Raw genomic sequence first — 21,304 nt, 5'->3', positions numbered from 1 at the left:
GGGCCATTCTCGGGGCTTGACAACAGCGTCGGGGACGTGCTGCGACCACTGAGCGGAAGCACGTATTCGCAGGTCGGAGGGGCCCTTCGGGGCAAGTGAAACGCGTACGTTACACGCATCCGAAGCCCCCCGCAGGCGACCAAACGTCCCCATATGTCCACCCCCAAGCGCTCGACTTCCGCTACTCCGTTCGGTGTGCGCGACAGGGTTCCGGCCGAATCCGGAATTGATCACATGCCCTCCGGGACGAGCGGCCGGTGATCAATTTCCGGACCGCCCCGGCATTTCCCGGTCCGCCGCCGCATTCCTTCACGAAATATGCGCCACTCCGAGAAGGTGCCGCGGACGATCCCGCCCGCACTTATGTGAATGTCGGAGGAGTGCGCGACCGAAGTAACCGGCGAGTCACTTAAGCGAGTCACCCACGGCGTCCTCTGCGGCGTCGTCCGCGGAGAGGCGTTCGCGGGGAGGCGGCCGCGAGTCGTCCACGGCCCCGCAGACGCCTGCGAAAACGGCTGGTGGTCGAGTGACGGCCGCGGTCCGCGCGCACCTTCCGGGGGAACGGCGGTCCTCTCAGGGAGGGTCGGGTGCGGGCGCGCGAGAACGGCTCGATAGCCTGAGGCCGCTGACAGACATTTGCAGGCGGCCGACCCGGTCGCCACCGCTCGCTCGAGTCAAGGAGTTGCCGCCGCCGTGAGCAGCAGCCTTCGACGCGGCGCCATCGCCGCCGCCGCCATCGCGTTCTCAGTCGCCTCGCTCTCCGCGTGCACATCCGGCAACAACGCCCAGTCCCTGCAGATCCAGCCGGACAACGCCGCGACGAGCGTGGGCGACATCAAGGTCCAGAACGCCATCGTCGTCACCCAGCCGGACCGCGAGTCCACGGGCCCCGCCGTCGTCGCCGCGACCCTGTTCAACGAGGGCCGCAGCGACCAGACGCTGGAGTCGATCACCCTCCCCGGCACCGGCAAGACCGTCGCGCTCACCCCCGCCAAGGGCGGCAGCCTGACCGTCCCGGCCGGCGGCTCGCTCATCATCGGCGGCGCGGGCAACGCCTCCGCCGTCCTGCCCAGCAGCCGTGAGGCCGTCCAGGACGGCAACGCGCAGCCGGTCACGTTCACCTTCAGCAAGACCGGTGACGTGAGCCTGCGCGCGTTCGTCCACCCCGCCGAGAGCTTCTTCAGCGAGTGGGGCCCGAGCGAGATCCCGGCCGCGCCGGGCACCTCGTCGGAGCCGTCGGCGGAAGCCTCCGGCGCGCCGGGCGACTCCGCGACCGAGGGGGCCGAGGGCTCCGACGCCCCGGCGGGCACCCCGTCCGACGCGGCCTCGGCCAGCCAGTCGGCCGGCAACTGAGCACCGGCGGCACAGCCGCACACGACGGTGGGCGGGACCCCTGCGCAGGGGTCCCGCCCACCGTCGTACCGACGAGTGCCGGCCACGGGTGCCGGGCAACGGCCGCCCGTGGCCGGGCCGGGGTCTCAGGGCTCGAACTTGTAGCCCAGCCCCCGGACCGTCACCAGGTAGCGCGGCGCGCCCGGGTCCGGCTCGATCTTGGCGCGCAGCCGCTTGACGTGGACGTCGAGGGTCTTGGTGTCGCCCACGTAGTCGGCGCCCCAGACCCGGTCGATGAGCTGCATCCGGGTCAGCACGCGCCCGGCGTTGCGCAGCAGCATCTCCAGCAGGTCGAACTCCTTGAGCGGCAGGTCGACCTTGGTGCCGCCCACGGTGACCACGTGCCGGTCGACGTCCATGCGGACCGGGCCGGCCTCCAGGGCGGCGGGGGCGACCTCCTCGGGCTCGCCCCTGCGGCGCAGCACGGCGCGGATACGGGCGACCAGTTCGCGCGAGGAGAACGGCTTGGTGACGTAGTCGTCGGCGCCTATCTCCAGGCCGACCACCTTGTCGATCTCGCTGTCCTTGGCGGTCACCATGATGACGGGGACGTTGGAACGGCCGCGCAGCTGGCGGCACACCTCGGTGCCCGGCAGGCCGGGCAGCATCAGGTCGAGGAGGACGAGGTCGGCGCCGTTGCGCTCGAACTCGTCGAGGCCGTCGGGCCCCGTGGCCGCGACGGCGACCTCGAAGCCCTCCTTGCGGAGCATGTACGACAGGGCGTCGGAGAAGGACTCCTCGTCCTCGACGACGAGCACTCGGGTCACGGAAGGACCTCCGGGGAGGGAAGCGTTTCGTACGCGGATGAATCGGAAGCGTGGGGGGATCGGGGGGATGAGGAAGCGGACCGTCCGGCCTCGCCGTCGAGGCCTTCGGGGTCGTCCTGGTGGGACGACGGGGGGCCGCCGAGGCCGCTGCCGCGGGTGGGGGCCGCGGCGGCCTCGGGGAGCCGCAGGGTGAACGTGGAGCCCTGGCCTTCGGCGCTCCACACCGTGACCTCCCCGCCGTGCGAGGCGGCCACGTGCTTGACGATCGCGAGGCCCAGACCGGTACCGCCCGTGGCACGGGAGCGGGCCGGGTCGACGCGGTAGAAGCGCTCGAAGACGCGCTCCTTCTCCTTGTCGGAGATTCCTATGCCCTGGTCGGTCACGGCGATCTCGATCAGGTCCCCGCCCGGCTGGGCGACCCTGCGGGCCGCGATGCCGACGCGGGTGCGGGCGGGTGAGTAGTTGACGGCGTTCTCGACGAGGTTGCCGAGGGCTGCGGCGAGCTGGCCGCGGTTGCCCCACACGCGCAGGTCCGCGGCGCTCGGCTGGTGCCCACCGCCCTCCTGAGCGGGCCCTTCGAGCCCTTCGGACCCCTCGGTCCCTTCGAGCCCGTCGGGCGCCCACACGTTCGAGGCCATGGTGATCTGCTTGGTGCCCGCCGCGTGGCGGCAGCGGTCGACGGCCTCGGCGACCAGTTCGTACACGGTGACGGGTTCGGCGTCCTCGAGCGGGTCGTCGTTCTGGACGCGGGAGAGGTCGATGAGCTCCTGCACCAGATTGGTGAGGCGGGTGGCCTCGCCCTGCATCCGGCCGGCGAAGCGCTCCACGGCCTCGGGGTCGTCGGAGGCGTCCATGACGGCTTCGGAGAGCAGGGAGAGCGCGCCGACGGGGGTCTTGAGCTCATGGCTGACGTTGGCGACGAAGTCGCGCCGTACCGCCTCGATGCGGCGGGCCTCGGTGAGGTCCTCCACGAGCAGCAGGACGAGCCGGGAGCCGAGGGGCGCCACCCGCGCGGAGACGGCGAGGGCCTCGCCGCGCCCGGTGCCGCGGCGGGGCAGATCCAGTTCGACCTGCCGTATCTCGCCGTCCCGCCGGGTGTCGCGGGCCATCTGCAGCATGGGTTCCACGGCGAGCTTGCCGCCGCGGACCAGCCCGAGGGCGTACGCGGCGGAGCTGGCCTTGACCACGCCGTCCGCCTCGTCCAGGACGACGGCGGAGGAGCGCAGTACGGAGAGCACGGTGTCCACGCCGGGCGGAAGCACCGGGTCCGTGTGCAGCGAGGAACGCGTGGGGCGTCGTTGTTCGCGCTCGCTGAAGCGGAACGCCAGCACGGCGAAGGCGCCGGTGAGCACTCCGGCGATCGCCGCCGCTGCGGCGACCGCCGCGTTCACGTCCATGTGTCCAGGTTAGGCATGCGCCGACCGGTGGCCACAGCCACGAGAGGGCAAGCTCGAACACTCGTCGCCCAGAGTTCACCTTGGAGCCAGGGATGGTTCATTTGGGGTGGCGGAACCGGACGCGTAAGGATCGGAGCGTGGGAGCGTGGGGTTTCGCACCGTCGGTCGCGCGGGGTTCGCGCCGTCGACTGCGTGGCGGAGCACCCGCCCCGGAACCCCGCGGGAGCCCGGCTCCCGAAGCCCCGAGTAGACGCATGAGAGGAACCCTGATGCGGGACGCGTACCACGAGGAACTGGATTCGATCGGCGACAGTCTGGTGGAGATGACCCGACTGGTCGGGTCGGCGATCGGGCGCGCCACGACGGCCATCCTCGACACCGACCTGAAGCTCGCCGAGCACGTGATCGAGGGCGACCAGAAGGTCGACGAGCTCCAGCACGACCTGGAGGCCCGTGCCATAGCCCTGCTGGCGCGCCAGCAGCCGGTGGCGACCGATCTGCGGATCGTCGTGACCTCGCTGCGCATGTCGGCCGATCTGGAGCGGTCCGGCGACCTGGCGCAGCACGTGGCGAAGCTGGCCCGGCTGCGCTTCCCGGAGCGTGCGGTTCCGCAGGACCTGCACGCGACCATCCTGGAGATGGGCCAGCTGGCCCAGCGCCTGATGGCCAAGGCGGCCGAGGTGATCATCACCAAGGACGTCGACCTGGCGCTCCAGCTGGAGCAGGACGACGACGAGATGGACCTGCTGCACCGCACCCTCTTCCAGCACCTGATGGACGACCGCTGGAAGCACGGCATCGAGACGGCCGTCGACGTGACCCTGCTGGGCCGCTACTACGAGCGCTACGCCGACCACGCGGTCTCGGTCGCCAAGCGGGTGGTCTACCTGGTCACGGGCGAGCACGCGGACGAGATCCAGCCGGACATCCAGCCCGACATCCAGCCGGTGCCGGGGGCGCAGGATGCCTGACCGGACGGCGTGAGGGGGGCGCGGGAATCGGCCGGGGGCGCGCATGAGCCCCAATGCGCCGTTGATGCGCCCGCTGGAACGGGCATCCAATGGGCACAGGTACGGCGCCAGTCTCGAGGAGGGACCCATGGCCGATTCCCCCAGCTCCCCCGGCACGATGCCCGATCCCACGCAGGAGCGGGAGACGGAGCAGCCCGCCGAGATCAGGAGCCTGACCCTGGTCGCCGCGTGCGGCTGCGGCTCCGGCTGCAGCTGTGGCTGCCAGTCGGGCAGCCCCTGCCAGTGCTGAGCACGCCCACTGGTTGTCCGTCGCTCGTTGCAACACCCGTCCCGAAGGCCCCGGCGACCGTCGGGGCCTTCGGCATGCCGGGCGGCCGGTGCGGGCGCAGCATGGAAGTACGTACGCCCCGAGTCGGTACGTACGGCCCGGAGTGGGAAGGAGGTGCGAGGCCGTGACCCAGTTCATGGACATCCACCACGGCATGCAGGGCATCACGGCGGACCAGCTGCGGCAGGCGCATGAGGCCGACCTCGCGATACAGGAGGAAGAGAGCGTCTACTTCCGGCAGTCCTGGGCGGACCCGGAGTCCGGCACGATCTACTGCCTCTCGGAGGCACCCTCCGCCGAAGCGGTGCAACGCGTCCACGAGCGCACCGGCCACAAGGCCGACGAGATCCACGCGGTGCCGCTGTCGGTGCAGTAGGCGGACCCGACCCCCGCCGGAGGCGGCGCCCCTCAGGGAGCACTGACCTCCGGCGTCTGCTGCACCCCGTCGGCCTTGCCCCCGCCGGCCTTCCCCGCGCCGGTCGCGGTCTCCTCGGCCGACAGGCGGCGCATCAGCAGCCCGTACCCGAGTCCGGCCACGGTGCCGATGACGGCGCACAGGCCCCACAGCCACCGCGCCCCGAACCGGTCGATGACGAACCCCGACATCAGTGGGGCGACCAGCGCGGCGACGGCCCAGGACATGGTGTACATGCCCTGGTAGCGCCCGCGTCCGTGGGCCGGCGACAGCTGGACGACCAGCCCGGTCTGGGTGGGCGCGTTGACGATCTCGGCGAGCGTCCACACGCAGACGGTGAGGGCGAAGACGCCGACCGACCCGGCGAAGGCGGTGAGGCCGAAGCCGTACCCGGCGAGGAGCGAGGAGATCACCAGCAGTCGTCCGGGGTCCCGGTGCTCGATGAACCGGGTCACCGGAATCTGCAGCGCGACGATCAGCACACCGTTGACCGCGATGGCCATGCCGTAGTCGGCCGGGGTGAACCCGGCCGCGCCCATCGCGACGGGCAGTCCGACGGACCCCTGCATGAAGATCAGCGCGACGAGGAAGGAGAGCCCGACGACCCCCATGAACCGCCCGTCCCGCAGGACGGTCCCCAGCCCCACGGAGTCCTCCCGCGCCTCCTCGGCACTCCGCACGGGCTTCGACTCGGGGAGCTTCACGAAGACGACGACGGCGCACACCATGGTCATCGCGGCCTCGATGAGGAACCCGGCGAGGTAGCTGTACTCGGCGATGAACCCGGCGGCCGTGGCGGAGACGGCGAAGCCGAGGTTGATGGCCCAGTAGTTGAGGGAGAAGGCGCGGATGCGGTCCTCGGGCCGGACGATGTCGGCCATCATCGCCTGGACGGCGGGCCGGGACGCGTTGCTGGCCATGCCGACGAGGAAGGCGACGGCGGCGATGGAGACGGGGTCGCGCACGAAGCCGAGGGCCGCCACGGACACGGCGGTGGAGGCCTGCGCGATGAGCAGCGTGGGCCGCCGGCCGATCCGGTCGGTCATCACCCCGGCGCCCAGCGAGGAGATCACCCCGCCGAGGCCGTGCACGGCGGCGACGAGACCGGCGTAGGTGGCGGAGTAGCCGCGGTCGAGGGTGAGGTAGAGCGCCATGAAGGTGGCGACGAAGGCACCGAGCCGGTTGACGAGGGTGCTGGTCCACAGCCACCAGAACGCCGAGGGCAACCCGGACACGGTCTCCCGCACCGCACGCCGGACACGGACGACGGACACCACGCAACCCCCCGAGGTAAGCACCTGAAACGGCGAGCACACCTTACAAAGGAGCCGGAGGAGTCCACCACTCGATTAACGGGTCCCGCCGACCGTCCGCCCATCGAGCGGGGGCACGGCCCGCTCGCGGCTTCGATTACGCTCGGACCCATGGCCGACGCACCGTACAAGCTGATCCTCCTCCGCCACGGCGAGAGCGATTGGAACGCGAAGAACCTGTTCACCGGCTGGGTGGACGTCAACCTCACTCCGAAGGGCGAGAAGGAGGCGACGCGCGGCGGTGAGCTGCTCAAGGAAGCCGGCCTGCTGCCCGACGTGGTCCACACGTCCCTCCAGAAGCGCGCCATCCGCACCGCGCAGCTGGCGCTGGAGTCCGCCGACCGCCTCTGGATCCCGGTCAGCCGCAGCTGGCGCCTGAACGAGCGCCACTACGGCGCCCTCCAGGGCAAGGACAAGGCGCAGACCCTCGCGGAGTTCGGCGAGGAGCAGTTCATGCTGTGGCGCCGCTCCTACGACACCCCGCCGCCCCCGCTGGACACCGAGGCCGAGTACTCCCAGTTCCACGACCCGCGCTACGCGACCCTCCCGCCGGAGCTGCGCCCGCGCACGGAGTGCCTGAAGGACGTCGTCGTCCGGATGCTCCCGTACTGGTTCGACTCGATCGTCCCCGACCTCCTGGCCAACCGCACGGTCCTGGTCGCCGCCCACGGCAACAGCCTGCGCGCCCTGGTCAAGCACCTCGACGGCATCTCCGACGCCGACATCGCGGGCCTGAACATCCCGACGGGCATCCCCCTCTCCTACGAGCTCGACGCCGACTTCAAGCCGGTCATCCCCGGCGGCACCTACCTCGACCCGAACGCGGCCGCGGCCGCCATCGAGGCGGTCAAGAACCAGGGCAAGAAGAAGTAAGCCCGCACGAGTAGGCCCCTTGCCTGCGGTTCTTCCGCCGGCAGGGGGCTTCTCGCTGCACTGAGGCCGCCCCTGAGCCGCCAAGCCTCGCCCGGCTTCTCCACTGCGCCGGTCTGCCCGTCCATGGGCAGCATCCCGTGTCAGTGCTTCATGAAGCCAGGAACCGCTCAGCCTTCTGTCGCAGGTCAGGCGGCAGGTCGGTCAACTCTGAGACGATCACGCGAAGCTCTCGGTCCAGTTCGGAAGAACCGGTCCAGACCGCCGGGTTCCTGGTGAGGACTGCGGACAGCAGATCACCTTCGTACATGTCCCCCTCTGCCATCGGGTTGTCCCGCAGCACCTCCAGTGCCAGTGGCAGGAGATAGGGCAGTCCTATGTCCTGCCCGATCAACAAACGCATGTCCTCGACGGTCAGCTCGCCGATCGGCCGACGCCGCAAGGCGTGTGCAGCAGCGGCAAGACGGGTGGCGTCGGCTGCCGGGGCCGGCCATCGGTCGCGTTCAAGCTCTTCGAGAGAGCGGTCACGGTTCAAGGGGCTCCTCACCGCCCGATTGTCCTACGCAGCCCTCGACACCTTCGAGGGCGAGCTTGCCGGACTTGGCGAGACCGGCGACGAGCAGGTCTTCGCGGTGGCAGCAGCGCGTCGTCCTGGCCACCCGCCACGGTCGAATCGCCAGACCGGTCACCCCCGTCCAGGGAACCTCAACAAGATCGTGTGACGAGTTCTACGCAGGGACGGTCATGTCTGGACGGCTTTTCCATGCGGCCCGAAATGTACCTCGCTGGCAAACATTTAGGTACGTGCCCGAACAGGCTGCCATATGTGGTGCTGCAGCAAACCGCGTGTAACGCAATGGCGCTCGCACGACGCAGAGCTATGTGGAAACAGGCCACAAGCCGAGGCTGAAATCTCGCTCCCTGGGCCGGCCCTGCCGACAGAACAGCGTCAGATCGGAAATTGTTGTGAACAACATCGACCCGGCTGCCGGGTACCAGGCGTACGACCAGCCCCCGAGGCCCGACCGCACCGCGCGCAACGAGGCCACTGCACGGCGCGCAGCCCTCACGATCTGCACGATCGCCGACGTTGCGGCAGGTCTGCTGGGCCTGTGGATCGTGCTCTACCTGCTCGACGCGAACCAGGCGAATCCCTTCGTTGAATTCGTGCACGGAACGGCGGACTGGCTCTCCGGATGGGCACGAGACATTTTCACGATGGACACAGAAGGCCTGCGCGTTGCTCTCAATTACGGTCTCCCGGCCGTTATCTATTTGCTGATCGGTCATGGGATCGCTGCCCGGATCAACCGGGCTTGACCGCACCGGATGGGATGGAACCGTGCTGACCGTAGATTGCGGTCTGTGGGTCCAGTTGCCCCCGTTGAGGCCTGGGCCACATTTGCTGAAGATCCGCGGTCAGTCCGGTGACTTCTCCGTCGGCGTGGCTGACTGTCGTCGGCTGAGGTTCAGACGGGTCACCTCGAAGGTGGCCGTCGTCAGCCGAACGTGGTCCCGCACCGGTCAAGGTCGGGCAGTCCCTGAGTCGTCCGAGGCCGCTCTACAGCGGCCCACGACGACCGATGGCGACCACTCACCCGCTCGTGAACACCGCCCTGACCTCACAACGCCGAAGTCAGTGACGGACAGGCCCACAGGCTGCCCGGCGTTCCGGAAGCTCACGGGGCCATGATCACTCGCGCCGAAGCCGCTCCGCCGACCGCGCGATAGGCTCACCGCCCGTACAGACAGGCCTCAGAACCGCAGGGGGAGGAGCGGTGCAGCTCACCGTGCACTGGTGGGACCTGTGGGCGCCCGTTTCGATGATCGCCCTGAGCGTCATCCTCAGCCGGGCAACCCGTCGGCGTCGGCACAGGCGGCAGACAGCAGTGAGGTGGGGCTCACGGACCCACTGGGAGTGGCTGCCGTTCATGTTCGGGCTGACCGTAGCGGTCGCAGAGCTCCCGCTCCTCCTCGGTGTACCCGATCCTTGGACCACGGTCTCTGATGTGATCGCCCGTGCGCTCGCCCTCACCACCGTGTTCATGGCCGTCCGGACGGTGTTCGTCCTCTTCGTGCGCGGCACCCGACACTTGTTCCGCCGCCGAGAAGCGAACACCAGCAGCTGACAGCAACCGCGGTGGACGAACGCGTACGGAGGCGGACGCCGGCGATCACCCCGAACGCCGCTCGACTGCCGATGACGCGCCCGACGGAACGGGGAGCAGCGGGGAGCCCCGGGAAACAACAGAGCGCCGTCCGGAAACACGCAGGCCGGCGTCGCGACAGGTCACGCCGCATCCGGTTACGCGCTCTTCCGAACCAGAGCACCAGACCGTACGGAGATAGCGTGGAAGAAGGACATCGAGCGGATGCCCGGCACCGGCCGATGAAACGGAATACGACATGACCACGCAAGCAAGCGGGACGGCCCCCGGCACCGCGCCTTCCGGTGCGCCGATTCCGATCACGAGGCCCCACGGGCCCCGCGCCGCGGCTGAACACGTCGTCTCAGGCAATACGATGACCGTCCGCATAGGCGACCGGCGGCTCGAACTGCCGCCCGGGGACCAGCTCGCATTCCTCGCGGGCCTCGGCTTCCTCGCGGCACTCGAACTCATTGACTGGCCCATCGCGCTCGCCATAGGCGTCGGGCACGAACTCGCCCGCAGCCGCCACGGCAAAGTGCTGCGCGAGTTCGGGGAAGCCCTGGAAGAAGCGTGACGCACTTCCCCGACATGCCGTCGACACCTTCGCCCGGCATCGGCGCGAACAGCTCCGGGCTGCCTCCCCAGCCTGCTGAGTGACCGACGGGTCGCATCCGTCAAGGCCGCGCATGGTGAACGACATCAACGGCTGACCCCGACAGACGAAGAAGAGCCCGCCAGCAAGCTGACGGGCTCCCGCGAAAGACCGAGGCTAACCTGCCACCAGGTCAGATCGTCGGTGTCTCATCGACGATCTCTTTGTGCGGTTCGACAACGAACCTCCAGCCATCACTGGGCTCCATGAAGCGCACTCGGGTCGGGTAGATGTCCAAGGCACGGCGGTCACGGTTCTGACTGTTCGCGTTCTTCCGCCCCCGGGCCGGCTCCTCGAACAAGTCGACCTTGACATCCGGCACCGTGACGACCTCCTCGCTCCAGCGCTGAACGATCCCCGCGCCGAAGGCTTCCCGGGCGGCGGAGTAGAGCGCCTCCAGAGATTCCTTGTTCCCGTTGGGTACGAAGAGGGCGAGATTCAGGAGGACGCCCGCATTCTGAAGAACCTCGATTTCTTCACCTGCCTCGTCGGCAACCCAGATCCCGGGCTCTTCGGCATTGTCCGGGAGAACACTGATCTCCTGACCGAATATCGTCCTCGCGGCGAAGGACCCTCCCTCAAAATTCTTGCCCGGCTTCGTAAGGGAAGCCGGGGCGTAGCAGTCGAGAGGAAGGCCGTCCATCTCCGCCGAGACGAAGATTCCGTCCTGGAGACTCAACTCCGAAACCTCTTCGGCCGTAAGACGTCGAGCCGTGACCTTCTCGGTGTTCACGCCATTCCCCTTTTTTCGTGGCGTCCTGCGAATTCATTGAAACTCTACCACGAAAACGATCACTCAACTCCCGTTCAATTCCCACTGGGGGAACAGCAGAAGAATCCTCCCACGTCACCGGCGGAACGTGGCAAGCGCAGAGAAATGATGCGAGATTCAAAAGGGTACCCACCCGTCCCAACGGCACTTTCGGCAACCAAGTCAGCCGTCAAGTGAAACGACGAGCAAACCTGACCGAAAGGGGAGAAGCAGACAGAGGGCGCCTTGCCGCTCAGCGCTGCGCTTGCGCTCCCATCGCGATGGGCCGGATCCCGGTCCCGACCGAGCGGACCGCGGCGACCCCCCTCTCCGGATGAGACCGGCCCTGCTGTGACTCAGGCGGGCTGCATCAGTCACCAGATCACTCACGCGATCCAGCAGCGTGGCGCTCACGGCAACAACACCATCGGCTTGACCGGCGGCACGGCGCACATCGACAGCGACGGCATCCCGTTCCGTACGGGCGTCGACACCGGAGCGGCTGCAACTACCCGCTGGACTGCCGCGAACGGACCGAACGGGAGGACTGACCGGCGGTCCCGAGGCTGCGGGGCGGTCGGAGGCGGATACCTCGTGGAAAAGCGTGAGCAGTCGGCGGGAGAGTGTCACATGAGCGCTCAACCGAGCGGCATTCGGACAGTGGCAGCCGAAGTGCTCGCGCCATGGGACAGGTATGTCATGCCCGTGGGCACGGGCTCCCGCCCCGGCACCGCACACGGCGAGCTTTCCCGACGTCCGGGTGGCCCTGTCGGAGGGCGAGGAATCAGCGGTGATCGACGCCCTCCGCCGGTCACCGTCGATCAGCCCTTCTTCACGACGCCGGACTTGAGCCGCATCGCCCCGAACCCCTCGATTTTGCAGTCGATGTCATGGCCGTCGACGCCGTCGATCAGCCGGATGTTGCGCACCTTGGTGCCAGCCTTGATGCCCGTCGGGCTGCCCTTGACCTTGAGCGTCTTGACGACGACCACGGTGTCGCCGTCCTGCAGCACGTTTCCGACGGCGTCCTTCACGACGCGCTCCACGGCAGCGCCCTCGTTCTCCGCGCCGCTCTCGGGGGCCCATTCGTGTGCGCACTCCGGGCACACGACGAGGGAATTCATCTCGTAGGTGTACTCACAGGAGCATTTCGGGCAGGGGGGAAGGTTCTCCATCATCTCGCGAGCGTATCCAGACATCGGTACGACCGGCGAACAAGCCCGGGGTGCTCCTTCCGCAGGTGGCTGCGGGCTCCTGGGAGGATCTCGTCCACCGGCGCGGTCACGGCTCGGCCGACCCGTCCGACGCCGACGGCGGGCCCCCTCCGCCATGCACCGCGCGGTCGGCCGCCGGGCGCGTACGGTCACCGGGACCGGACGGCACTGGCGGGACGCTGGGCCTTGGGCTCGAGGCCGTCGGCCGTCTCCTCTTCGGAACCGATCGGGCTCGGGTGGGCTCTGGGAAAGCGTGGCTGGGTTTCCTCGACTGCCAGAGGGGCAGGTTCCAGCGGGCGTTGTCCGGGTTTGCCGGGTCGGCAAACGGGCTCGTCCTCTCAGCCGAATCTTTTGCATGATCGGTCCAGAGGAGACCACCGGCCCTGGAGGAGAACGCATGGACCAGAACGCTGCGGAGATCACCCACCGGTCGATCTCCTCACCCGGAGGCCGGATCCACCTCGCGGAGCAGGGAACCGGGCCGCTGGTGCTGCTCGTGCACGGCTTCCCGGAGTCCTGGTACTCCTGGCGCCACCAGCTGCCGGTGCTCGCGGCGGCGGGGTACCGCGCAGTCGCCCTCGATGTCCGCGGCTACGGCCGCTCCTCCAAGCCGGCCGCGACGGACGCGTACCGGATGCTCGCCCTGGTGGAGGACAACGTCGCGGTGGTGCACGCCCTGGGCGAGGAGTCGGCGGTGGTCGTCGGCCACGACTGGGGCGCGCCCATCGCCGCGAACTCCGCCCTGCTCAAACCGGACGTCTTCCGCGCGGTGGGACTGCTGAGCGTTCCCTACACCCCGCGCGGCGGCTCCCGCCCCAGCGAGGTCTTCGCCCGGATGGGTGGGGACGAGGAGTTCTACGTCTCGTACTTCCAGGAGCCGGGCCGCGCCGAGGCCGAGATCGAACCCGATGTACGCGGCTGGCTCGCGGGCTTGTACGCGGCCCTGTCCGCCGACACCATGCCCGCGCCCGGAGCCCCCGCCCCGCACTTCGTCAGCAGGGGTGGGAGGATGCGCGACCGGTTCCCCGTCGGCCGACTGCCCACCTGGCTCGGCGAGAGCGATCTCGACGTCTACGCCGGGGAGTTCGAACGCACCGGCTTCACCGGAGCGCTCAACCGCTACCGGAACATGGACCGCGACTGGGAGGACCTCGCCGCCTTCGACGGCGCTCCCGTCACCCAGCCGTCCCTGTTCATCGGCGGCGGTCTCGACGCCTCCGCCACCTGGCTGGCCGAAGCGATCGAGAGGTATCCGGTCACGCTGCCGGGCCTGGTCTCCTCCCACCTCCTCGACGGCTGCGGCCACTGGATCCAGCAGGAACGCCCCGCCGAGGTCAACCGGCTCCTGACCGACTGGCTCACCGCGCTGCCCGCCTGACGCACCCCTCCGGCATCCATGCGGACAGAATCTGACCGCAGCGCTTCCTACGCTCGTGCCATGGCGCAGACACAGCAGACGCAGAAAACGCAGAAGACCCTCGTCACCGGTGCCACCGGCACCGTCGGCCGTCAGGTCGTCGCCGAACTGCTCGCCCGCGGCCACGCGGTGCGCGCCCTCACCCGGGACCCGGCACGGGCCGCCCTCCCGGCGGAGGCCGAGGTCGTCCAGGGCGATCTGACCGAACCCGACAGCCTGGTCCCGGCCCTGGAGGGCGTCACCGGCCTCCACCTGATCACCTTCGGCGGGGCCTTCTTCGCCCCGTTGGAGACCGGCCCGCGCATCCTGGACCGGGCCCGCGCGGCCGGCGTACGCCGGGTCCCCGTACTGAACGGCGGCGGGCCGGCCCGAGGAGGTGATCGGCTTCCTGCTCGAGGTGTACGGCAACACCCCCGAGGTGGGCCGTACCGTCGTCGACACCGTCAACGAGGTCACCGGCCACCCGGCCCGTACCTTCGCCCGGTGGGCCGTGGAGCACACGAACGCCTTCAAGGCGTAGGTCCCCGCCAAGGCACAGGTCCCCCGTCCGCCCTGCCTGCCCTCCGTCCGATCGGCCGCCGGTCACGGCACAGTGGGGAGGCATGGAGGCAGACGGCAGGAATCTTCTGGCCCGGGGACGCGTGGCGACCAGGCTGCCGGCCCAGGACCTGGAGCGGGCGCGGCGTTTCTACTCCGAGAAGCTCGGCCTGGAGCCCGTCGACGAGCGGCCGGGCGGGCTGCTGTACCGGTGCGGCGGTACGGAGTTCGCCGTGTTCCGGTCGGCGGGGGCCGCGTCCGGGGCCTTCACGCAGATGGGGTGGCAGGTCGACGACATCGAAGCGGTCGTGGCGGAGCTGAGGCGGCGCGGCGTGGTGTTCGAGGTGGTCGACCTGCCGGGGTTCCGGACGGCGGAGGACGGGATCGCCGAGATCGAGGGCAACTACCCGAGCAAGGGCGCCCGCGGCGAACGCGCCGTCTGGTTCCGCGACAGCGAGGGAAACCTGCTGGGCATCGGCGAGCCCGTCGTGTGAACGCGTCCGCAGCGAGCGGGCAGCGCCCTGCTCCGTGCTCCGCTCCCTGAAGTCGGGCCGGACCGCCTGCTGGATGCCGTGGGGCAGGCGGTCCTCGGCCGTCAGTGCGGGAAGGGGCCGCCGAGGTTCTTGTACGACAGCTTGAGCGAGTTCACCGTGAACGTCTTCGAACCAGTGCCGGTGATGCCGGTCTTCGAACCCTTCAGCAGGTGGACCATTCCCCAACGGGTGTTGTCCAGCTGCTCGTTCGTGTCGACGATCAGGTCGGCGTAGCCGTCGCGGTCGAGGTCGGCACTGGTCGCGGCGAACCCCCAGCTGTCGCCCTTCTCCACCGCGCCGGGTATGCCGGGCGAGTCCTGGTGGATCGTCTGGACGCGCGTGCCGGGGCCGGTCGACGTGCCGTAGACGACGGTGACCCGGCCGTCCTTGCCGTGTGTCCCGCCGAGCATGACGAAGTCGCGGTGGCCGTCGCCGTTGAAGTCGTCGGCGAGCTTGGCGGGGGCCGCGGCCGCTGTGGGGGCGGTGAGGAGCGGGGTGCAGACCGCTGCCGCGAGGGCGACCGCGGTGGCGAGGACGATGCGTGAGGTGCTCATGACTTTCCGTTGTCCAGAAAGGGCTCCGCAGGTGACTGCAACTGCGATCTTGCGATCTTGGACGCGTACGCGTGCTCAATGGCTGTGAACGGAGGGCGTGTTCCGCCCACGGGACGTCTCGTGTTGCGCGCGATCCGTCACGTTCCGTACTCGAGAGCCGCGGAATCGCCCTACGCTCGGAAGGTGACGCAGCATTACCTTTCCCCTTGTAAGGGACGGAAGTGACGCTTTGGCCAACGGAATTGACCCCAGCGCCTCCATGGCCGCCCTGTTCGGCTCACGGGTGCGCAAGCTCCGTACGGCGGCCGGACTGACCCAGGCCGAACTCGGCGTGAGAACCCACGTGGCGGGCACCCGGATCATCCAGATCGAGCAGGCCTCGGGGGCGAGGCCGACGCTGGAGCTGGCGCATGCGCTGGACGCCGTGCTCGGCGCGGACAACCTGCTGGTCGACCTGTGGCCGTACGTGTACCGGGAGGCGTTCCCGGACTGGTCACGTAGGTTCATGGCGTACGCGGAGCGGGCGGTGGACATCCGCGAGTACGCGGCTCATGTGGTCCCTGGCTTGTTGCAGACGGAGGACTACGCACGGGCGGTGCTGAAAGTCGGCCGAACGCTCGGCAGTGAAGAGCAGTTGGAAGAGCGGGTCACCGCCCGCATGGGACGGCAGGAGCGCCTTGGCGCACTTGATCGACCCGAGCTGTGGGTGGTTCTCGACGAGTCGGTGCTCAGACGTCCCGTCGGTGGCCGGGCGGTGATGCGCGAGCAGTTGGCGTGCCTGCTCGAAGCCGCGGCGGGATCTCACATCACCGTGCAGGTAATGCCGTTCGACCAGGGAGAACACGATGCCATGGGCGGCTCGCTCACGGTCCTCACCCTGCCGGACGGTTCGGAGGTCGCCTACACGGAAGGGGCGCACTACGGCCAACTCATCGAGGATCCGGACGAGGTGAGGAGCTTCTCCCTGACCTACGATCGACTGCGGGCGGCAGCTCTGCCCCCGCTCATGTCGCTCGGCATGATCCGATCCGTGATGAAGGACAACCACCGTGGAGCGAACGTCCCGTCCCGATCCGAACGACGCCGCCTGGCGCAGGAGCAGCTACAGCAATCAGGAGGGCGGCAACTGCGTGGAGGTGGCGGACGGATGCCCCGGCGTCGTCCCCGTCCGTGACAGCAAGGCCCCGCACGGTCCCGCCCTGTCCTTCGGGGCAGTCTCCTGGACGGCGTTCATAGGGGAGTTGAAAACCGACCGGCGCCGGATCTGAGCCTGCTGGGCACCGGTCACGCGGTGGCGTCCCAAACGCTCAGACGATCTCCCAGTCCAGTTCGGTCCCGTCGACCACCACACGGCGGTAACGGTCCACGATCTCGCCGGTCTCCAGGGCGGTGGCCGTCGCGTCCAGGAGGGCCGGGAGCGAGGCCCACATGGGGTGCGGCCTGAAGGAACACCCCGTTTCGTGGTCGGCGTCGCCGATCCGTCCTCTGCGGCGGTACTCCCGTTGGTCGATGACGAGGTAGTCACCGGCACCGTCTGCGGCGAAGGGAACCCACAGGGGATGCCACCACGGGCCGTACTCCCCGTCCGGGTCACCCTCTTCCGCATCGTCGAGCCCATCGCCGTGGATCCTCATGCGCAGGCTCCAGTCCTCGGCGATGCCCTTCGCGTCGAGCAGGTTCCAGAACGGCGGCAGCAGATCGCGGTAGCCCGTTCCGTCGTGCCGCAGCAGGGACTCCGTCAACGGCTCGGGAAGGGACCGGCCGATGGTCCGCTCGGTCGCGGCGACGTCCGAGCGCTCCGCGGGTGGTGCGAGCGCGGCGAACGTCCTCGGTGCGTGCCCGGCGAGCCACGTCTCGATACGGATCCAGGACTCGGTGACCGACGACGTCATGCGCCGGATCATGCCAGCCCGGCGCAGTGCGGTGCTGTCCGGGCGAAGCGATCAGGACAGCCAGAACAGCCAGGACAGCCAAGGTGGTTCCGGATCGGCATCCGGGGACACCGTCGATCAGTTGCCCTATTCTTTCGGCGTGAAGGAATTATGGAGATCACCGGGAAATGCCTTCTGGGCCCTGGACCAGGCCCTGGGCGGGCATCAGCGGCCGGCCCGGGTCCATCGATGGGTGGCCCGTCACCCGGTCTTGTTCGGTCTCTGCACGGGCGTTCCCTTCGCGCTCCTCTTCGCGGTGATCGGGTCCGAAGAGGAGTCCGACGGTCTGTTCGCCGTGGTCGTCGGGCTGCTCATGGGATCCGTGTTCGCTCTCTTCGCCTTCCTGGAGCGGCTTCGGCAGCGTCGGCTCAAGCGGCTGGGGATATGGGACGGGTCGTGAGCCGGTGGTGATCCGCCGGAGGCGGGGGCTGCCGGATGCCGGAAGGCCGCAGCGTGACCTCTTTGCCGTACCGGGCGGATGCGGGGGCCTGGTCGAGCGGTCATCATGACGGGTGATCGTTTCCGATCGGGCCGTCGGTCACGGCCCTGACCGGGTGCGCGTGAGGCGGTGGGGCAGATGCTCGAATTCATGGCAGAGCTGGCGGACATGGCCGTGGGTGTGTTGATGCTGGTCATGGCGGCGGGTTGCACATGGCTGGGATGGACGTCCCTGCGTCGGCCCCTGGGGTCTCCGGTGATCATGCGAGGACCCGGGTGGCTCGTCCGCACCTGGGGCCTCGGCTACCTGCTCCTGGGGGTGGGCCTCGCCGCGGAGGAGATGGGCCGGATAGCCGGTGAGGAACCGGTCTGACCGTTGAACCTGATCCGCTGGATCGCCGGTCCGCTGGTGGTCTTCTCCCTGGTGGCCGGGGCGGTCCGGCGGTGGCGGGAGCGCCGCGCCGGCCGGGTGGCGAGCGAGGGGCGGCGGGTGTGAACCGGCGCGTCTCCTGGGGCGAGGCCCTGCTCGTGACCCTGGCCTGCTGGATGGTCAGCTGCCTGGGGTACGCCGTGTTCGCCGCCCTGGACGAGCCGGGCCTCGCGGTCGCACCCCTCCTGGGCATGGGGCTCGTCCAGTGGTTCTGGACGCGCCACCGCGTCTGGCCGGCCGCGGTCGCGGCGGCCTTCGCGGGGGTCGTCGTCCTGTTCGGGGCCGTCGATCTTCTGCGCCCGGATCTGGGCCGGTACGTCGGTGACGCGCTGGCCACCGGACTCGGCGCGACGGCGGCCCTGGGCGTCTTCACCCTGATGTGCCGCATCCGCACACGGGCCGGCGACCGAAACCACTGAACCTGACCGAGCGAGGACGTCCCGTTCGCCCGCGTGCCCGGCCGGAGCACCTGGGCACCGCGCGTGGTCAACATGCGATCCGGCTGCCCGCCGGGCCACCGTTACGATCACGGGCCATGAACTGGGTGGAGCGCGCAACGGAGTTGAGGCAGTGGAGCAGGAGCGGGGTCCGGGCCCCGCACAAGCCGTTGCTCCTGCTGTACGCCCTCGGCCGGTTCCGGGAGGATGCCGACGGGGAGTTGGCCTACAGCTCGGTCGAGGAAGACCTGAAGCGGCTGCTGGCCGAGTACGGTCCGCCCCGTCCGACCACGCCCGCCTACCCGTTCCATCACCTGGTCAGTGACGGGGTGTGGGAGGTGCGGAGCGACCGGGGGTCCGGCAGTCCGGGTACCGGCGTGCGGGAGTTGCGCGCGACGAACGCCGCCGGGCGGCTCGCGCCGGAGTTGCGGGCGGCGCTGAGGAGGGAGCCGGCCCTGCTCGGGCGCATGGTACGGGCGCTGCTCGACGCGAACTTCCCGCCCTCGCTCCACTCCGACCTGTGCGAAGCCGTCGGGCTGGTGCCGGAGCCGGCGGAGGCCGGACCGTTGCCGTCCTTCCACAGGCAGCAGCGGGACCGCCGGATGCGGGAGCTGGTGCTGACGGCCTACGAGCACCGGTGCGCCTTCTGCGGCTACGACGGCCGGATCGGGAGCGTGCCCGTGGGGCTGGAGGCGGCGCATGTGCGCTGGTGGGCTTTCGACGGTCCGGACGACGTCGACAACGGGCTGTGCCTGTGCTCGCTGCACCACAAGCTCTTCGACAAGGGCGTCCTCGGTGTCGGCGAGGGCCACCGCGTCCTGGTCTCGCAGCGCTTCGTCGGGCACGGTGACGCGGCCCGCGCGCAGGTCACCGAGCTCTCCGGACGGCCCCTCATCGGCCCGCAGCCGGGGACCGCCCCCGTCGCGGCGCCGCACCGCGCCTGGCATCTCGCGCAGGTCTTCCAGGGCGACCCGCGCCCGGCTCACTCCGCCTCGTCATCGGGGTGAACGCCTGCGCAGCCATTCCTCCGTCACCGTGAAGTCCTCCTCCGTCAGCCCCCTCGCCGGATCCACCCTGTGCAGCAGGGCGGGTGCCGGGTGGGCCGACTCGGTCCACAGGCGGTCCATCGGGCCGATCTCGTCGTCCAGCCAGACGAACGGGCGCTGCCCGGCCCACTCCGACAAGGGGCGCGTCTTCCAGTTGAGGCCGCGCGGGGCGGGCGCATCGTCCTCCGGCCAGTCCACCACCGGCAGCCTGGGCAGACCGAGGCGCGGGGCGATCGTGTCGTTCGCCTCGTGCCGCCAGGTCGTCGCCCACACCAGGTCGCCGGGCAGGGCGAGCAGGCGCGGGCCCACCGTGGGGTCGAGACGGCCCAGCAGGGGGTTGCCCTCGTGCGTGAGCGGCTCCCGCGCACCCTCCCCGAAGGGGATCAGCGGGCCGTCCACGTCCAGGAAGAGGAACGGGCGAGGCGGTGGGACCGGCATGCGCCCACCGTCTCACGGGTGCATCCGCGCCCCCTTCAGGACCTTGTCCACCGCGTTCCTCGGGCCGTGCACCGCCAGGCCGACCAGGTCCAGGTCCGGCGTGCCCACGGCCCGGACCGCCGCGCGGTTGGCCTCGTCGTGGCCCGTGGCGAACAGGTCGCCGGTGAAGACCGCGCGGGGCAGGGTGCGGGAGAGCGCCCGGGAGTGCGCCGCCTTCAGGGTCTCCTTGGTGCCCTCGAAGACCAGCACCGGCTGGCGGAACATCGGCAGGTAGGGCACGCCGTCCGCGTCCTCGTAGGGCTCGCCGATCAGGTCGGGTACCTGGGTGCCCAGGCCGCTGACCAGGAAGGCGGTGACGTTGAGGCGCTGCCAGGTCTCCAGGTCCTCGCGCAGCAGGACGGCGATCTTCGTGTCGAAGCGTGTGCTCATGCCTCGAGACTGCCGATCGGCGTACGTCCCCGTCTTGTACGTTGTTTGCATGCCCGCAGCGCGCGCGGATCGCCCCCGGCGCACCGTTTCCGCCTGGCGGCCCCGGGTCCCGGGCGTCGTGGAGGTGTTCCACGCCCGCTTCACCGAGTACGCCTACCCGATGCACGTCCACGACGCCTGGACGCTGCTGATCGTCGACGACGGCGCCGTGCGGTACGACCTGGACCGGCACGAGCACGGCACCCCCCACGACACCGTGTCGCTGCTGCCGCCCCATGTCCCGCACAACGGTGCCCCCGCCACCCCGGACGGCTTCCGCAAGCGGGTGCTCTACCTCGACGGCACCCACCTCGGGGACGACCTCATCGGGGCCGCCGTCGACCGGCCCGACCTGCGTGATCCCCTGCTGCGGCGGCGGGTCGGGCAGGTGCACGCGGCGCTCGTGGGGCCCGGTGACGAACTGGAGGCGGAGAGCAGGCTGACGCTCGTCGGGGAGCGGCTACGGGCCCATCTGCGGTCCCGGGACGATGCCGCGCGGGCGCCCCGGCGGGCTCCCGTCCTCGCCCGGCGGCTGCGCGAACTGCTCGACGCGCGGGTCGTGGAGGGGCTCGGTCTGGCGGAGGCCGCGGGGCTGCTGTCCGTTCATCCCGCGCACCTGGTACGGGCGTTCAGCGGTGCCTACGGCATCGCGCCGCACCAGTACCTGATGTCCCGCCGGGTGGGCCGGGCCCGTCGGCTGCTGCTCGACGGGAGGTCGCCGAGCGAGGTCGCGGTGACCACCGGTTTCTACGACCAGGCCCATCTCACCCGGCACTTCCGGAAGTTGGTCGGTGTCACACCGGGCCGATACCGGGCGGGAGGCCGGTAGCCCCTGGGGAAGCGGGCCACCGGCCG

At 69.8% G+C, this 21,304-nt stretch carries 28 protein-coding genes and 1 pseudogene; 18 read left to right on the top strand and 11 right to left on the bottom strand.

Translation table 11 applies throughout. The features are described from left to right. Nucleotides 1-693 precede the first annotated feature (693 nt). On the top strand, nucleotides 694-1,353 hold the full coding sequence (locus tag DIZ27_RS17040; RefSeq protein WP_109379273.1) for a DUF461 domain-containing protein: 660 nt from the start codon (nucleotides 694-696) through the stop codon (nucleotides 1,351-1,353). Between the two features lie 125 nt (nucleotides 1,354-1,478). Here the strand turns inward: DIZ27_RS17040 and DIZ27_RS17035 are convergent, their stop codons facing one another. Together DIZ27_RS17035 and DIZ27_RS17030 are read right to left on the bottom strand one after the other, a co-directional pair. Next, a complete protein-coding gene (locus DIZ27_RS17035) occupies nucleotides 1,479-2,159 on the bottom strand; it encodes a response regulator transcription factor (protein WP_030403545.1) in 681 nt (226 codons plus the stop codon). Continuing rightward, a complete protein-coding gene (locus DIZ27_RS17030; RefSeq protein ID WP_109379272.1) occupies nucleotides 2,156-3,556 on the bottom strand; it encodes a cell wall metabolism sensor histidine kinase WalK in 1,401 nt (466 codons plus the stop codon). The genes DIZ27_RS17035 and DIZ27_RS17030 overlap by 4 nt, the downstream gene beginning before the upstream one ends. A gap of 269 nt (nucleotides 3,557-3,825) precedes the next feature. Here DIZ27_RS17030 and phoU point away from each other — a divergent pair, with 269 nt between their 5' ends. From phoU to DIZ27_RS17015, 3 genes are all read left to right on the top strand, one after another. Beyond that, nucleotides 3,826-4,527: a phosphate signaling complex protein PhoU gene (gene phoU, locus DIZ27_RS17025; RefSeq protein ID WP_109379271.1), complete on the top strand. Its 702-nt coding sequence runs from the start codon at nucleotides 3,826-3,828 to the stop codon at nucleotides 4,525-4,527. A gap of 127 nt (nucleotides 4,528-4,654) precedes the next feature. Further along, nucleotides 4,655-4,816 (top strand): hypothetical protein, encoded by a 162-nt coding sequence (locus tag DIZ27_RS17020; protein WP_109379270.1) that lies wholly within the window; start codon nucleotides 4,655-4,657, stop codon nucleotides 4,814-4,816. A 163-nt stretch (nucleotides 4,817-4,979) separates the two neighbouring features. After that, nucleotides 4,980-5,231: an SCO4226 family nickel-binding protein gene (locus DIZ27_RS17015; RefSeq protein ID WP_109379269.1), complete on the top strand. Its 252-nt coding sequence runs from the start codon at nucleotides 4,980-4,982 to the stop codon at nucleotides 5,229-5,231. 32 nt (nucleotides 5,232-5,263) lie between these two features. Here DIZ27_RS17015 and DIZ27_RS17010 read toward each other — a convergent pair whose 3' ends face one another. After that, nucleotides 5,264-6,544 carry an MFS transporter gene (locus tag DIZ27_RS17010; RefSeq protein WP_258308415.1) on the bottom strand — a complete coding sequence of 427 codons (1,281 nt, stop codon included), beginning with the start codon at nucleotides 6,542-6,544 and terminating at the stop codon, nucleotides 5,264-5,266. Between the two features lie 150 nt (nucleotides 6,545-6,694). On the opposite strand from DIZ27_RS17010, the gene DIZ27_RS17005 reads away from it, so the two are divergent. Further along, nucleotides 6,695-7,456, top strand: coding sequence for a phosphoglyceromutase (locus DIZ27_RS17005; RefSeq protein WP_109379268.1), 762 nt, complete (start codon nucleotides 6,695-6,697; stop codon nucleotides 7,454-7,456). 148 nt (nucleotides 7,457-7,604) lie between these two features. Here the strand turns inward: DIZ27_RS17005 and DIZ27_RS17000 are convergent, their stop codons facing one another. Both DIZ27_RS17000 and DIZ27_RS47100 read right to left on the bottom strand, forming a co-directional pair. Then, entirely contained in the window at nucleotides 7,605-7,988 is a 384-nt protein-coding gene (locus tag DIZ27_RS17000; RefSeq protein ID WP_109379267.1) for a contact-dependent growth inhibition system immunity protein, read from the bottom strand. Beyond that, nucleotides 7,978-8,112: a hypothetical protein gene (locus DIZ27_RS47100; protein WP_258308414.1), complete on the bottom strand. Its 135-nt coding sequence runs from the start codon at nucleotides 8,110-8,112 to the stop codon at nucleotides 7,978-7,980. The genes DIZ27_RS17000 and DIZ27_RS47100 overlap by 11 nt, the downstream gene beginning before the upstream one ends. Before the next feature lie 307 nt (nucleotides 8,113-8,419). Between DIZ27_RS47100 and DIZ27_RS16995 the strand changes: the two genes are divergently transcribed. The 3 genes from DIZ27_RS16995 (at nucleotide 8,420) to DIZ27_RS16980 (ending at nucleotide 10,177) form a co-directional block, all read left to right on the top strand. Further along, nucleotides 8,420-8,773 carry a hypothetical protein gene (locus tag DIZ27_RS16995; protein WP_109379266.1) on the top strand — a complete coding sequence of 118 codons (354 nt, stop codon included), beginning with the start codon at nucleotides 8,420-8,422 and terminating at the stop codon, nucleotides 8,771-8,773. A 458-nt stretch (nucleotides 8,774-9,231) separates the two neighbouring features. Then, on the top strand, nucleotides 9,232-9,582 hold the full coding sequence (locus tag DIZ27_RS16985; RefSeq protein WP_109379265.1) for a hypothetical protein: 351 nt from the start codon (nucleotides 9,232-9,234) through the stop codon (nucleotides 9,580-9,582). Nucleotides 9,583-9,976: 394 nt separating this feature from the next. Continuing rightward, entirely contained in the window at nucleotides 9,977-10,177 is a 201-nt protein-coding gene (locus tag DIZ27_RS16980; RefSeq protein WP_109379264.1) for a hypothetical protein, read from the top strand. 211 nt (nucleotides 10,178-10,388) lie between these two features. On the opposite strand, the gene DIZ27_RS16975 is transcribed toward DIZ27_RS16980, so the two are convergent. Both DIZ27_RS16975 and DIZ27_RS16970 read right to left on the bottom strand, forming a co-directional pair. After that, nucleotides 10,389-10,988, bottom strand: a complete 600-nt coding sequence (locus DIZ27_RS16975; protein ID WP_109379263.1) for a hypothetical protein — start codon at nucleotides 10,986-10,988, stop codon at nucleotides 10,389-10,391. Nucleotides 10,989-11,827: 839 nt separating this feature from the next. Continuing rightward, nucleotides 11,828-12,184 (bottom strand): zinc ribbon domain-containing protein YjdM, encoded by a 357-nt coding sequence (locus tag DIZ27_RS16970; RefSeq protein ID WP_109379262.1) that lies wholly within the window; start codon nucleotides 12,182-12,184, stop codon nucleotides 11,828-11,830. A gap of 433 nt (nucleotides 12,185-12,617) precedes the next feature. Between DIZ27_RS16970 and DIZ27_RS16965 the strand changes: the two genes are divergently transcribed. The 3 genes and pseudogenes from DIZ27_RS16965 (at nucleotide 12,618) to DIZ27_RS16955 (ending at nucleotide 14,668) form a co-directional block, all read left to right on the top strand. Next, complete coding sequence (locus DIZ27_RS16965) at nucleotides 12,618-13,598, top strand: alpha/beta fold hydrolase (RefSeq protein WP_109379261.1); 981 nt, start codon at nucleotides 12,618-12,620, stop codon at nucleotides 13,596-13,598. Between the two features lie 60 nt (nucleotides 13,599-13,658). Then, a pseudogene (locus DIZ27_RS16960) lies at nucleotides 13,659-14,157 on the top strand (SDR family oxidoreductase). An 82-nt stretch (nucleotides 14,158-14,239) separates the two neighbouring features. After that, nucleotides 14,240-14,668, top strand: coding sequence for a VOC family protein (locus DIZ27_RS16955; protein WP_109379260.1), 429 nt, complete (start codon nucleotides 14,240-14,242; stop codon nucleotides 14,666-14,668). Between the two features lie 101 nt (nucleotides 14,669-14,769). Here the strand turns inward: DIZ27_RS16955 and DIZ27_RS16950 are convergent, their stop codons facing one another. Further along, nucleotides 14,770-15,261, bottom strand: coding sequence for a VCBS repeat-containing protein (locus DIZ27_RS16950; RefSeq protein WP_258308413.1), 492 nt, complete (start codon nucleotides 15,259-15,261; stop codon nucleotides 14,770-14,772). Nucleotides 15,262-15,520: 259 nt separating this feature from the next. On the opposite strand from DIZ27_RS16950, the gene DIZ27_RS16945 reads away from it, so the two are divergent. Together DIZ27_RS16945 and DIZ27_RS47095 are read left to right on the top strand one after the other, a co-directional pair. Further along, the gene (locus tag DIZ27_RS16945) at nucleotides 15,521-16,435 is read left to right on the top strand and encodes a helix-turn-helix transcriptional regulator (protein WP_109379259.1); all 915 of its coding nucleotides are present in this window, start codon (nucleotides 15,521-15,523) and stop codon (nucleotides 16,433-16,435) included. After that, nucleotides 16,392-16,529 (top strand): DUF397 domain-containing protein, encoded by a 138-nt coding sequence (locus DIZ27_RS47095; protein ID WP_109379258.1) that lies wholly within the window; start codon nucleotides 16,392-16,394, stop codon nucleotides 16,527-16,529. The genes DIZ27_RS16945 and DIZ27_RS47095 overlap by 44 nt, the downstream gene beginning before the upstream one ends. A gap of 39 nt (nucleotides 16,530-16,568) precedes the next feature. Here the strand turns inward: DIZ27_RS47095 and DIZ27_RS16935 are convergent, their stop codons facing one another. Then, nucleotides 16,569-17,153 carry an SMI1/KNR4 family protein gene (locus DIZ27_RS16935; RefSeq protein WP_109379257.1) on the bottom strand — a complete coding sequence of 195 codons (585 nt, stop codon included), beginning with the start codon at nucleotides 17,151-17,153 and terminating at the stop codon, nucleotides 16,569-16,571. Between DIZ27_RS16935 and DIZ27_RS16930 the strand changes: the two genes are divergently transcribed. From DIZ27_RS16930 to DIZ27_RS16915, 4 genes are all read left to right on the top strand, one after another. Further along, nucleotides 17,137-17,592, top strand: coding sequence for a hypothetical protein (locus tag DIZ27_RS16930; RefSeq protein WP_258308412.1), 456 nt, complete (start codon nucleotides 17,137-17,139; stop codon nucleotides 17,590-17,592). The genes DIZ27_RS16935 and DIZ27_RS16930 overlap by 17 nt on opposite strands. A 189-nt stretch (nucleotides 17,593-17,781) precedes the next feature. Further along, complete coding sequence (locus DIZ27_RS16925; protein WP_146228954.1) at nucleotides 17,782-18,003, top strand: hypothetical protein; 222 nt, start codon at nucleotides 17,782-17,784, stop codon at nucleotides 18,001-18,003. A gap of 119 nt (nucleotides 18,004-18,122) precedes the next feature. Then, entirely contained in the window at nucleotides 18,123-18,479 is a 357-nt protein-coding gene (locus tag DIZ27_RS16920) for a hypothetical protein (protein WP_109379255.1), read from the top strand. Nucleotides 18,480-18,595: 116 nt separating this feature from the next. Continuing rightward, entirely contained in the window at nucleotides 18,596-19,504 is a 909-nt protein-coding gene (locus tag DIZ27_RS16915; protein ID WP_109379254.1) for a phosphorothioated DNA-binding restriction endonuclease, read from the top strand. Here DIZ27_RS16915 and DIZ27_RS16910 read toward each other — a convergent pair. Both DIZ27_RS16910 and DIZ27_RS16905 read right to left on the bottom strand, forming a co-directional pair. Further along, nucleotides 19,493-19,981, bottom strand: a complete 489-nt coding sequence (locus tag DIZ27_RS16910) for an HAD domain-containing protein (RefSeq protein WP_109379253.1) — start codon at nucleotides 19,979-19,981, stop codon at nucleotides 19,493-19,495. The genes DIZ27_RS16915 and DIZ27_RS16910 overlap by 12 nt on opposite strands. 12 nt (nucleotides 19,982-19,993) lie before the next feature. Then, the gene (locus DIZ27_RS16905; RefSeq protein ID WP_181383558.1) at nucleotides 19,994-20,461 is read right to left on the bottom strand and encodes a DUF2000 domain-containing protein; all 468 of its coding nucleotides are present in this window, start codon (nucleotides 20,459-20,461) and stop codon (nucleotides 19,994-19,996) included. Between DIZ27_RS16905 and DIZ27_RS16900 the strand changes: the two genes are divergently transcribed. Continuing rightward, complete coding sequence (locus tag DIZ27_RS16900) at nucleotides 20,460-21,278, top strand: AraC family transcriptional regulator (protein ID WP_109379251.1); 819 nt, start codon at nucleotides 20,460-20,462, stop codon at nucleotides 21,276-21,278. The two genes, DIZ27_RS16905 and DIZ27_RS16900, sit on opposite strands and share 2 nt — an antisense overlap. Nucleotides 21,279-21,304 lie beyond the last annotated feature (26 nt).

This window comes from Streptomyces sp. NWU339, from assembly GCF_003143855.1.
Classification (GTDB): Bacteria; Actinomycetota; Actinomycetes; order Streptomycetales; family Streptomycetaceae; genus Streptomyces.
This window is presented reverse-complemented; position numbering and strand designations above follow the sequence as displayed.